This window comes from Dolichospermum sp. UHCC 0259 (assembly GCF_009711935.1).
Taxonomy (GTDB): Bacteria; Cyanobacteriota; Cyanobacteriia; order Cyanobacteriales; family Nostocaceae; genus Dolichospermum.
Genome location: NZ_VIKX01000014.1, coordinates 23553 through 35790 on the forward strand (window position 1 = coordinate 23553; position 12238 = coordinate 35790).

Genomic DNA, 12238 nt, shown 5'->3' on the forward strand with positions numbered 1-12238 from the left:
TTAGATTACTTCTCCATAGGTTCTAAATTTGACTATCTATCGGTGAGATTTATCCCTAAAATTGGACAGTTTACGGATTTATTTCCAGACCAGTCGGTGAAGGTATGCTCATTTTTGTAATGTCTGGGTGTTTGCATCATTAATTCCCAAGCTTTTCCCGCATTTAATAAGTTGAATCTTTCCGGGTAATGTGTTTTTAATAGTTCTTGCACCATTGGCGCATAATCTGAATTTATGCCGGGAAAAATGTGATGTTCTGTATGGTAAGAAAAGTTTAAATGCAAGAGATCAAATAGTTTCGGAACTCGAATAGAGAGACTATTGATCAGAGGATCATTTACACTTGTCATTCGACATACCATATGATTGGTATAGATATAAAACATTAGCCCTGCATGGCCTATCCAAATGGGCAAGAAGTAGCTAAGAAGTAGTTTAATGGGGTGGAACTCCAGGTAAGTTAAAATGGTGGCATGGATGGCGATAATCATGAGTAATTCCATAGCGATCGCCCGTCGTTCTTTCCCGCTAACTGTAAAAGCCACCACAGGATACTCAGCCTTACCATTATTAAATAATAAAACTGAGGTCAAATTCCGAAATGTGTGAACTCCCCAAGCATGACCCATTCCTATAAACAATAAAATAGGATTTACCTCAGCCGACGGTACAAAAGCATTTTGAATCCATTTACCCCAATTCTCAGGTTGATGATCTAAATAATTACGATCTGGATCTTCCGAAGAATTTGTTTTATTATGATGTTCTCGATTGTGTACTGCTTTCCATAAAGTTGGCGGCATCCATAACATTGTGAATCCCAATAAACTAATTATTTGTCTCAACCAAGGATTTTTCACTGTCCGGCTGTGCAGCAAATCATGGGTACTAAAAAGCAAAACAATCACACTATTAGCCATTACTAATGCTAATGGTAAATACAGCCAGAGAAAATACCAATTCCAGTCATCAAGATGATTGGCAATTCCCCAACCCAAAATCATAATTACTAGATTAATTAAGAGAATCCAGAGTTTATTCGTATCAGGTAAAAATGCTTCCGGTGGCAGTAAAAGACGCAGCTTTTTAGCATAATCTGCTTGCGTCATCCAAGTTTTTTGTTCAAGTGTATTCATGAATCTTTGTAGTTTTCTGTGTAGATTGACAAAGGAAATTATAAGCAATTTCAAGTAAGTGTGAGGTTGATTTTTTGCAATGATATTATCTAAATAAAGGTTAGGTTTGAGAAGTTAGAAATTCTCTCAAATTTTTTCTTAAATTTTCACTAATATCACCTGCAACAAAGCAAATATTAGAACAAGATATATCTCCACTTAGCAAATTTTCTAAAAAAAGATGACACAAATCCATATCATTGTCATTATGACGTTGAAATTCTGCTTGAGCATCTGGAGCTAATTTAACTGCTGTAATAATAACTCCTGCAAAAATATGCTCACGTCGTAAATTCTCCACAAAGGCATTTAGAGTATCCCTTGAAAATTTATCTTTTTCTATCTTGATGTTAAAACCAGCTTGAGTTCCAACCCAGGTAAATTCTTCCTTAATTGTATCTATGGGTATTTCTAAACCATCAGACCTACTCTTTAATTTTTGTCTGATAATACGTTCCTTGATCAGAATTGGAATCCTGCCATCTAATCCTCCATCTCCCGCTCCTCTGCGTGGCGGAAGTCCGGTAACTTGAGGTGTAGGATCACCGCCTAAAACTTGAACAATGCGATTAGCAATCTCTCGTTTATCTTTAGGTGATAAAGAAATTAAATGCTCAACTAACCTTTTTTGTAGATTGCCCATTATTACCTATTGATTGTTCTAATAAATCCAGACAAAGGTGAAACACATGATTAATAGCATCCTCAGTTGTAATAGGAGATTTCCCATTCACCAAATGAATTTCTGAACCAAGAATTAACACCATCCATCGAGGAACATTGACTCGCTGTAATTTCTCAGTATTAGTCTTAGGTTTTTGAGATATTGCTTCTATTAATTGTTTAGCTGATTTATATTGTATTTGGTCTATTATGCTTTCTTGAATGTCTAATTTTTTTGTAGAAGTAATAGCAAAGGATAATTCAATTAGTTTTTTGGCTGACTTTGTAGAAAGATAAATACTTAGTTGATCAATTAACTCTTGATCCAGTAAATTCGAGTCAAATGTTATAGATATATTTTTCAAATTTCCTGATATTTGACCTTTAAGTGTCTCAGTCAGCTTAGACATAAATTTTCTCACATATCAAGTTCAGCAAGAACAGAGCGTAGACTTTGCGAAAATATTTCATCCGATGTAAAGTCTAAAGGGGACAAACTTACAAACGGCAACCAATCAGGAGATAAAAATTCATCAATTCCAGAATTTTGCAGCAATTTGGAGACTTTCTCATAAGGTTGCTCATAATCATGATTAGGAAATCTATTATTGACAATAATTCTGGCTTTAGGAACAATGTCAATTAAAAGGCCAAAATTCAGGAGCGATGCTGTTTCTTTAACTATATCCTCTAATCCAATAGGATCGTACTCAGGTACAACAGGAACAATCAGCCGCCATCCCCGTTTTGTCACTACAGCAGCAGGTACTTCATAGTAATCGTCTGTATCAGCAACCAGGAAATCATAATTATTTCCACCAGGAAAGTTATCTGGTAAAGGTTCTGTTTCTCTAATATCTATCTTATTTCTGTCATTTGCAAAGTAATCTATAGATTTTAAGAAATTACCCATTCTGCTTCTTCCAGCCAGGTCTAAAGCCCAAACACGTTTGTTTTGCTGGGCTAGTAGTAAGGCAATATTTGTAGCCACTGTGGTTTTTCCTACTCCACCCTTGGTTGCATTGACTACGATTTTCAGCACTCTGATTACTCCATTGTATGAAAAAGATTGTTCTAAGTTCAGGTTTGTATTGAAAAGACTGTTTTCTTCACCTATTCAGGTAACTCAGCAGCATTACGAATATTTTGCAAAATTAAACTAGGTGCAGTTCGTTTAACTAAACCAGTCAATACGTTACCAGGACCAATTTCTACAACTTTCTCAATGCCCTCTTCTACTAATTGCAAACAAATTTCTCTCCAGCGGACAGAACCCGTCATTTGTTGTGAAAGACGCTGTTTTAAAGTTTCCGCTTCCATAGCTGGAACTGGATCTACATTAGATAAAACTGGAACATTTGCTGACTGAAAAATCACTGAATCCAGAACTTCTTGAAATTCCATTGCGGCTGCTTTCATTAAATGAGAATGAAATGCGCCCGAAACCTTTAAGGGGATAGCCCGTTTAGCTTTGACTTGCGACATCACAGCCTGTACACCGTCTGGAGTTCCAGAAATTACAACTTGGAGAGGACTGTTATCATTTGCTAAAACTACATCAGGTGTGGCGCTAATAACTTTTTCTAATTCTTCTCGGTCAAAATTCATTAATGCTGCCATCATTCCCCCAGCAGCACTATCCATTAATTCTGCCCGCCGTTTTACTAAGTGTAACCCAGCCGACCATTCAAAAACACCTGCCACATAAAGGGCGATATATTCCCCTAAACTATGACCTGTAACTACGTCCGGTTGCTGTCCTTTTTCTCGCAAAATATCAGCAATAATACTTTCTATTACATATAAACTAGGCTGGGTGTAAAGTGTCCGTGATAAGGTGTCAAGATCACTTTGACAGATATCTATTACAGACCAACCCAAAATTGCCTCAGCTTGAATAAATTTTTCTTTGGCAGATGGTAGATTTAACAAGTCTACTCCCATTCCCAATACTTGAGAACCTTGTCCGGGAAACACCCATGCAGTTTTAGTCATTTGTTATTAGTCAGTGATCAGTTGTTAGTTGTTAGTTGTCATTTGTCATTTGTTATTAGTATGAATTTTCTACTTTTGACTTTTGACTTTTGACTTTTGAATTGTCTATCTTCCCCATTTTAAAATGGCTGCACCCCAGGAAAGACCGGCACCAAAACCAGATGTGGCAATGATATCATTGGGTTTAATTTTCCCGGCTCGTACTGCTTCATCTAAAGCTAGGGGGATAGATGCAGCGGAGGTGTTACCATAGTCGGCGACATTGCTGATAATTTTATGTTCGGGAATCTCTAAGCGTTCAGCAACAGAATTGATAATTCTTTGATTTGCCTGATGTAATACTAGCCAATCTATATTTTCAACTTTGAGATTAGCTGCAAATAGGGCTTTGTCTATCACTTCTGGAACTTTTTGTACAGCAAAGCGATAGACTTCTTTACCATTCATGGTAATGGGGTGATATCTGCCTGTAGATACGTGAATATCTGGTGCTAGTTCTGTGCTAGAGGCGTTATAGGCTAGGTTGAGACAATTGTTTTGAGAACCGTCGCTTTTGAGGCAAAATCCTAATAGGCGATCGCTTTTATTAGCCTGTAATATCACTGCCCCAGCCCCATCACCAAATAACACACAAGTGCGTCTATCTTGCCAATCTACCCATCGAGAGAGGATATCCGCCCCAATTAAAAGTACATTCTGATAAACACCTGTTCTGAGGTATTGGGCGGCTGTGACTAAACCAAAGACAAAGCCAGAACAGGCGGCAGTTAAGTCAAAGGCAACTGCTTTGGTAGCACCTAATTCCCCTTGAACACGGCAAGCAGTTCCAAAGAGGTCATCAGGGGTGGAGGTGGCCAACAAAATTAAATCTATGTCTGCTGCTGTGATCCCAGCGGCAGCAATGGCCTGTTGACTAGCCGCAGTGGCTAATGATGTCAGTGAGTCAGGGGGCAATGCTAACCGTCTTTGACGAATTCCTGTTCTTGAGGCAATCCACTCATCTGATGTTTCTACCACTTGAGTTAATTCTTGGTTGTGTAAACAAGCTGCTGGGACTGCTGAACCACTACCTGTAATCGCTATACCACTGTTGAAAAAATTTTGCACTTCTTTTTTTTCCTCAATTGTCAGTTGTCATTTGTAAATTGTCAGTTGTCTTGTTTGTAAGCATTAATAACGAGTACCAATGACAATCCCAATTTTAGATTTGAGATCAAGAATTTTAGATTTACAAAAGTATTTATGAATCTAAAATCCGCAATCTAAAATCGGATGACAAATGACAAATAGCTGTTAACTTAGTATTTCCACGTTGAAGAAATAATAGCTAACTACTTTCATTTTGGAGAATTTGATATTGGGATTGGAGTCTTTCTAGCACCTGATTATCTACCGCTTCTTTAGCCATACGAATGGCACTAAAAATAGATGGTGCTTGGGAACTACCATGACCAATAAAACAAATACCGCTGACACCCAAAAGCAAAGCTCCTCCGTGTTCAGCATGATCCATGCGTTGTTTAACACGCTTTAGATTAGGCTTTAAAATCGCTGTACCGATTTGACCGTGTATCCCTTGGGGTAATTCTTCTCGAAGAATTTGTAGAATTACGCCTCCAACTGCTTCGGCAAATTTTAATAAAATATTACCCACAAAGCCGTCGCAAACAATCACATCAAATTCACCGGATAATACATCGCGCCCTTCAGCATTACCAGTAAAATTAATTTGAGTATTTTCCCGTAACAATTGGTGGGCGCGGAGAGCTACTTCGTTACCTTTAGTATCTTCTTCGCCAATATTCAATAAACCTATTTTGGGATTGTCTGTTCCCAAAACATACTGACTGTAAATTGAACCCATAACTGCAAACTGCTCTAAAAATTTAGGGCGACAGTCTACATTAGCACCGACATCCAGGATCATTACTGGTTTGCCGGCTTTGATGGTGGGGAATACTGTGCCAATTGCTGGGCGGTCAATTCCCGGTAATCTGCCTAAGCGCAGCAAAGCTGATGCCATCGCTGCCCCAGAGTGTCCAGCAGAAAATACAGCATCTGCCTGTTGATTTTTGACTAAATCCATCGCTATGTTGATGGAAGATTTCCGCTTGCGTCTAACTGCGTTGAGAGGATCTTCATCCATAGCGATCGCTTCCTCGGCAGGAACAATCTCCAAATCCGCCATAGTTGTCTTTGGCGGCATAATAGCCTCAATTTGTTGGGGATCTCCAACCAGTAATATTTTTACACCCAATTCTTCTCGCGCCCGCAGTGCGCCGGCTACGATTTCAGCGGGTGCATGATCTCCCCCCATTGCGTCAATTGCGATCCTTACACCAGTCGATCCCATTGCTCAGAGCTTATAGAAACCTTACAAATTTTATCAGATTGCAATACTTAAAAATTTAAAATTCTCAAAAAAGCATAAGAAAATCTACTTTTTCTCAAACCAAGAGAATTAATATATTTAATTTCATTGAAGTCCGCTTGTTAATATTTGTTTAGGATTATATTTACTAATGTCCCAAAGCAAATCACAAATTAGATTCCCGACTTTTTCAAAAAATCGAGAATCTGGAAAAACCTTATAAACTTCTGGGGAGGTGTGTATCTAACCAATTAACTAGATCAGATATTCCTGAAAAATCTAAAAACTCTTCTCCCAATATTTCTAATTGTTCAGTAGGCAATAAACTAATCCGTTCAACTATAAATGAATCCATTTCCCCAAACCGCCGATTTAAAAGACGATTCAGGAAACGGAAAGCTTCTTTTTGTTCTCCTATTTTTTCTCCTTTCTGTTCACCCTTTTGCAAAATATCCTGGTAAATTACAGATTCTTGCATAATATCCTCGCTCAATAATTGACGAATTAGATTTTTCTCGAATCGCAAACCTGCTAAAATCTCAAAAAATCAAGAATCTGGAAAAAACCTTATAAACTTCTGGGGAGGTGTGTATCTAACCAATTAACTAGATCAGATATTCCTGAAAAATCTAAAAACTCTTCTCCCAATATTTCTAATTGTTCAGTAGGCAATAAACTAATCCGTTCAACTATAAATGAATCCATTTCCCCAAACCGCCGATTTAAAAGACGATTCAGGAAACGGAAAGCTTCTTTTTGTTCTCCTATTTTTTCTCCTTTCTGTTCACCCTTTTGCAAAATATCCTGGTAAATTACAGATTCTTGCATAATATCCTCGCTCAATAATTGACGAATTAGATTTTTATCGAATCGTAAACCTGCTAAAATCTCTGTGTAAGCAGCAGTATTCTGTCTGGCTGGTACATCTGTAATTTTAGCAATTTCTGTGGCTACTTGGGATAATAACCCAGAAGCGGAATTTGTTTTGGTTAATGGTGCTAATGGAAGTAATGCGGGGTTGTTGAGAAATAAAGCTGAATCTTGCTCCCACATTCTGATGACTCGATAGCGATGATTTGTCATTTCATCAATATAAGCCTCGGTAAAAGCGATTTCATTACTTGTTTCCTGCAAGAAAATCACCACTTGGGTAACAGGTAGATTATATTGTCTAACTAATCTGACAAAATAATCTAACATTCTTAACGGAATGGGAGTTTCTGATTTGGTTCTAGTTTGAAATTCTAAATGCAGGATTCTGTTTTTTGTTTGTAGCAAAATAACGGAATCTGCGCGAATTGGTTCAATGCTTAATTCAGTTTTTAAGACTTTGATTTTTTCGACTGCTTCAGGTAATAACCAGTTAGCAAAATCAAGAGGATATTTTTCAGCTAAGATTTTACAAACATTATCAAAACTCACAATTTACACCCTAATTCACAGCGTTCTAATTTATGGTAGGGGTGGGGAAACCCCGCCCTGTTGAGGTGAAATTAAATTAACTTAAAACCCAGCTAACCAATGTCCTGACACCAAAACCAGTTGCCCCTGCACCATTGTAGCCATGTTCTTTATCAGCCCAAACTGGCCCGGCAATATCTAAATGCGCCCAAGGAGTATCCTTAACAAACTGCTTCAGGAATAAAGCCGCAGTAATAGCGCCGCCATAACGGGGTCCGGTATTTTTCATGTCAGCAATACCCGATTTTAACCCGTCAAAATATTTATCTTCCATCGGCATCCGCCAAATTTTCTCACCAGCATTGTCCGCGGCGGTTTGCAGTTGGGAAGCTACCGTGTCATCTGGTGTAAATAAACCGGCGATATCTTCACCCAAAGCTACCACACAAGCACCTGTAAGAGTAGCTAAATCAACGATCGCATCCACACCCAATTTATCCGCATAAACCAAGGCATCAGCCAAGGTTAACCGCCCTTCAGCATCGGTGTTATTAACTTCGATTGTTTTGCCATTTGATGCAGTTAAGATGTCTCCAGGGTGCATGGCCTTACCGCTAATCATGTTTTCGGTAACGGCGGAGATGAAGTGAACTTCTACATCTGGTTTTAACTGCCCAATAGCCTTAGCTGCGCCTAAAGTTGCCGCTGCACCACCCATATCCATTTTCATGGTTTCGATCCCACTACCAGCACCTTTAATGTTCAATCCACCGGAATCAAAAGTTACACCTTTTCCAATAATTGCCAGTTTCCGCTTAGGTGTACCGACTGGCTTATAGATGAGGTGAATGAATTTTGGTGGTAAATCAGAAGCTTGGGCGACTCCCAAAAATGCCCCCATGCCTAGTTTTTCGCATTCTTCCTGTTCCAAAATTTCCAGTTGTAACCCGTGTTCATGAGCGATCGCTTGAGCAGTTTCTGCCATAGTAATAGGTGTAACCGTATTCGCCGGGGCTGCTACCAACTGTCTCGCCAAAATTACACCAGAAACAATTTGATTAGCGCGAGTAATAGCCGCTTCTTGTCCAGTTAAATCCAGTAAATCAATGGTTTCAATCTGGGGATTTTTATCTTCTGGTTCAGATTTAAAGCGAATATCTTGGTAAAGTGCCAATTCTATGCCCTCAGCTAGTGCTTGGGCTGTGGTGGCTGGGTCATTGTTCCACAGTGGTAAACTGATTCCCAGAGTCTTGGTTTTTTGCTTTTTAGCAGTTTTGGCTACAGTCGCAACTACACGACGTAAACTTTCCAGCTTCAGCGCGTCCGGCTTCCCTAAACCAACCACAATTACCTTCTTTACTGGGTAAGTCCCACCTAAACGAATAACAACGGTGCTATTAGCCTTACCTGTAAACTCTTCTTCGGTAATTACTTCTTTTAAAATTCCTGCAAATTTATCATTTAACTTGACCAGATCACCAGTTAACTCTATCGCATCTTCAAAGAGACCAAAGGCTAAAGTATCACCAGTCCAGTCTAATAATCCTGTATTTGTAAGTTGAATCGTCATTTTTGTAATTTCTGTCTATTTTTCTTCATGTACCAGTATTGCTCAAATTTTCGGAATCATGGGCGTTGTACGCAACGTCTTGACAATCTGGTAAAATGAGAAATAGTTTACAAATATCCAATTTACAAAGTTTTATCGGGTTTTTAGCCATCTGTCGCTTGTAAAAATTATAATTATGCCTAAAGAAATCAATCAGCCCCAATTACCACCCACCAGCGCCATTGACAGCGTTACCAATGTTGCATTTGAAAATTGGTTTGAATATCCAGTCCGGGCCCAACCTCACCATACTGATTATGCGGGTATAGTTTGGCATGGTACTTATTTAACATGGATGGAAGAAGCGCGGGTAGAATGCTTACGTTCTATCGGCATTGAATTTGCTGATTTAGTAGCTTTAGGTTGTGATTTGCCTGTTGTAGAGTTGTCAATTCGTTATCATCAGTCGGTGAAATTAGGAATGCCAGTCTTAGTAAGAACACGGATGGCTGAGGTAACAGGAGTGCGAATGAACTGGGACTACACCCTTGTTTCTCCCGATGGTCAAGATTTATATATTACTGCTTTGGTAACTTTAGTAGCTTTAGATCGGGAAAAAGGTAAAATTATGCGTCAGTTACCACCGGCGTTTCAAGATGCTTTGGCGAAAATCTCTGGTTCTCGGAAGATTGGGTAATCGGGACAGGGAATTATAATAAAAAAACTTTTCCAGCCACCCATACTTTTAATATGTCTAAATCAGTAAAAATATCTAATCATTTAACAGAAAATGTTCAAGAAAAAGAGAAAGAGGAACAACTAATTAATGAACTGAGGCTTTTATTAAAAACCTTGATTTATCAAGAAGAAGTTATAATTAAAGCCATCATAGCTTGTCTTTATGATGTTGGTTCAACAAATTTGATAAATCATAAGTTTAATTTTGGAACTCTCAATAAGACTCTAAAATTTATCACTAAAATGTCGAAGCCAGTAGCTAAAATGCTGGCTTGGCAATGGTTTAATAAAAATTGTCCTGAGTTAATTACTCAATGGCTGCAAAGTAAGGTGACATTTGTAAACGTGGAAGAAACGAAGATAGAGGTGATGGTAAATAATGAAGATCTCCGTTTAGTTTCTATGTCTCAACTTCCAGAAGAAAATCAAATTGATCTGGTAAACCGTCTGAATTTTCAAGTGAAATTGTTAACAGGTATTTTAGTTATAGTTTTAACCATCTTTTCTGGTAGTTTTATTTGGTTGAATTATTCATTAAAAAAATCGCATTCCCAAGCTATAGAAAAACTCCAAAATCAAGTTAAAAGAAGTCAGGAGGTAGGGGCGCGGGGCCCGCGCCCAGTCAGGAGTCGGGATGAAGAAAGATAAAAGGAGTCAGAAGTAATAAATACAGGATGAGATTTTTAGGAACTTGATATGTTGCGGGTTTTAATTCTCGGTGGAATTGGTGATGCAGTTGAATTGGCGGCTAAGGTAGCAAATATTCCTGGTATTGAGGCGATCGCTTCTTTAGCCGGTCGAACTCGTAAACCTGCTAATCTTGTTGGTAATGTGCGAATTGGTGGTTTTGGGGGTGTCTCAGGATTAGTTAGTTATTTGCGGGAAATGCAAATTGATATATTAATTGATGCGACTCATCCTTTTGCTAATCAGATTTCTGAAAATGCTGCCGCAGCGACACAGGAAATAGGTATTCCCCGATTAATGGTAATTCGTCCAGCTTGGGAAAAATTAGCGGATGATTGCTGGATAGAAGTAGAAAATAATTTCGCTGCTGCTGCTGTTTTGGCAAATCAAGCTAAACGAGTATTTTTAACAATTGGTAGACAAGAAATTGCGACTTTTGCACATTTACAGGAAATTTGGTTTTTAATGCGGATGATTGATCCACCAAATAGTGATGTTATCGTTCCACCTGGATTAATTTTATGCGATCGCGGTCCCTTTACTTTAGAAAACGAACAGGAAATTTTACTCAAATATAATATAGATACCATTGTTAGCAAAAATAGTGGTGGTAGTGCCACCTATCCCAAAATTATCGCCGCTAGGAAACTCGGAATTAAGGTTGTGATGGTAAATCGTCCACCTATACCCCCTGGAGAACAAGTTCCAGACGTAGATAGTGCCTGTAAATGGTTGTTTAACAAGTTAGATATTTTGTAAAATTAAGGTAATTAATGGAGGGACGCAACATGGTAATTAAGAAACCAGATATTAACAATATTCCTCAAAATCTGATTTTACCCTTAGAAAGTGGCGATCGCCTATCACGCCACGAATTTGAACGTCGTTATACAGAAAGTCTCCATGTTAAAAAAGCCGAATTAATTGAAGGAGTAGTTTACGTGGCATCACCCTTACGCTTTCAACGTCATGCAGAACCCCACAGCAATTTAATTGGTTGGTTATGGAATTACCGAATTTCCACACCTGGTGTCAAGTTAGGTATTGAACCCACAATTAGATTAGATCAAGATAACGAACCCCAACCCGATGGAATTTTATTCATTGATCAAAGTTTAGGAGGAAAGTCCCGCATTACAGCAGATGACTATATTGAAGGTTCACCAGAATTAGTTGCCGAAATTGCTGCTAGTAGTGCAGCTTATGATTTGCATGATAAAAAAAAGGCTTATCGTCGCAACGGTATTCAAGAATATATTGTTTGGCAAAGTTTAGAAAAAAAACTAAATTGGTTTCAATTACATGAAAGTGAATATATCTCTCTTGAACCCGATGCTGATGGTGTCATCAAAAGTCAAGTTATGCCCGGTTTATGGTTAGCAGTATCAGCATTATTGACAGGTGACATGACTCAGGTTTTAGCAGTTGTACAAGCCGGATTAAATTCACCTGAACACGCGGAATTTTTACAAAATAGGTAATTGGTAATTGGTAATTGGTAATTGGTAATTGGTAATTGGTAATTGGTAATTGGTCATTGGTCATTGGTCATTGGTGAAAATCATTCTTCTTCCTCCCCCTACTTCCCTTACTTCCCCTACTCCCCCTACTTCCTCTACTCCCCCTACTTCCTCTACTCCTGACTCCTGACTCCTCTTC

The 12238-nt window shown here is 38.5% G+C and carries 14 protein-coding genes; 4 read left to right on the top strand and 10 right to left on the bottom strand.

Annotation, left to right across the window (positions count from 1 at the left end):
* Positions 1-32: 32 nt before the first annotated feature.
* The 10 genes from FJR05_RS01560 to FJR05_RS01605 form a co-directional block, all read right to left on the bottom strand.
* A complete protein-coding gene (locus FJR05_RS01560; RefSeq protein WP_168642498.1) occupies positions 33-1136 on the bottom strand; it encodes a fatty acid desaturase in 1104 nt (367 codons plus the stop codon).
* Positions 1137-1236: 100 nt separating this feature from the next.
* Positions 1237-1818 carry a hypothetical protein gene (locus FJR05_RS01565; RefSeq protein WP_168642499.1) on the bottom strand — a complete coding sequence of 194 codons (582 nt, stop codon included), beginning with the start codon at positions 1816-1818 and terminating at the stop codon, positions 1237-1239.
* The gene (locus FJR05_RS01570) at positions 1790-2248 is read right to left on the bottom strand and encodes a hypothetical protein (RefSeq protein ID WP_168642500.1); all 459 of its coding nucleotides are present in this window, start codon (positions 2246-2248) and stop codon (positions 1790-1792) included. The genes FJR05_RS01565 and FJR05_RS01570 overlap by 29 nt, the downstream gene beginning before the upstream one ends.
* An 8-nt stretch (positions 2249-2256) precedes the next feature.
* Positions 2257-2880, bottom strand: coding sequence for an AAA family ATPase (locus tag FJR05_RS01575; RefSeq protein WP_168642501.1), 624 nt, complete (start codon positions 2878-2880; stop codon positions 2257-2259).
* 71 nt (positions 2881-2951) lie between these two features.
* The gene (fabD, locus tag FJR05_RS01580; RefSeq protein WP_168642502.1) at positions 2952-3833 is read right to left on the bottom strand and encodes an ACP S-malonyltransferase; all 882 of its coding nucleotides are present in this window, start codon (positions 3831-3833) and stop codon (positions 2952-2954) included.
* 105 nt (positions 3834-3938) lie between these two features.
* The gene (locus tag FJR05_RS01585) at positions 3939-4940 is read right to left on the bottom strand and encodes a beta-ketoacyl-ACP synthase III (RefSeq protein WP_168642503.1); all 1002 of its coding nucleotides are present in this window, start codon (positions 4938-4940) and stop codon (positions 3939-3941) included.
* A gap of 220 nt (positions 4941-5160) precedes the next feature.
* Positions 5161-6186: a phosphate acyltransferase PlsX gene (plsX, locus tag FJR05_RS01590; RefSeq protein ID WP_168642504.1), complete on the bottom strand. Its 1026-nt coding sequence runs from the start codon at positions 6184-6186 to the stop codon at positions 5161-5163.
* A gap of 235 nt (positions 6187-6421) precedes the next feature.
* Positions 6422-6682: a DUF4351 domain-containing protein gene (locus FJR05_RS01595; RefSeq protein ID WP_371416768.1), complete on the bottom strand. Its 261-nt coding sequence runs from the start codon at positions 6680-6682 to the stop codon at positions 6422-6424.
* Positions 6683-6771: 89 nt separating this feature from the next.
* Positions 6772-7626, bottom strand: coding sequence for a DUF4351 domain-containing protein (locus FJR05_RS01600; protein WP_168642505.1), 855 nt, complete (start codon positions 7624-7626; stop codon positions 6772-6774).
* Positions 7627-7702: 76 nt separating this feature from the next.
* Positions 7703-9175, bottom strand: a complete 1473-nt coding sequence (locus FJR05_RS01605; RefSeq protein ID WP_168642506.1) for a leucyl aminopeptidase — start codon at positions 9173-9175, stop codon at positions 7703-7705.
* A gap of 175 nt (positions 9176-9350) precedes the next feature.
* Between FJR05_RS01605 and FJR05_RS01610 the strand changes: the two genes are divergently transcribed.
* Genes FJR05_RS01610 through FJR05_RS01625 form a run of 4 tightly spaced genes read left to right on the top strand, consistent with a single transcriptional unit; the run spans position 9351 to position 12060 of the window.
* A complete protein-coding gene (locus FJR05_RS01610) occupies positions 9351-9851 on the top strand; it encodes a thioesterase family protein (RefSeq protein WP_168642507.1) in 501 nt (166 codons plus the stop codon).
* Between the two features lie 53 nt (positions 9852-9904).
* Complete coding sequence (locus FJR05_RS01615; protein WP_254446638.1) at positions 9905-10540, top strand: hypothetical protein; 636 nt, start codon at positions 9905-9907, stop codon at positions 10538-10540.
* 48 nt (positions 10541-10588) lie between these two features.
* Positions 10589-11338, top strand: coding sequence for a cobalt-precorrin-6A reductase (locus tag FJR05_RS01620; RefSeq protein WP_174783544.1), 750 nt, complete (start codon positions 10589-10591; stop codon positions 11336-11338).
* A 29-nt stretch (positions 11339-11367) separates the two neighbouring features.
* Positions 11368-12060, top strand: coding sequence for a Uma2 family endonuclease (locus FJR05_RS01625; RefSeq protein WP_168642508.1), 693 nt, complete (start codon positions 11368-11370; stop codon positions 12058-12060).
* The last annotated feature ends 178 nt before the right edge of the window (positions 12061-12238 follow it).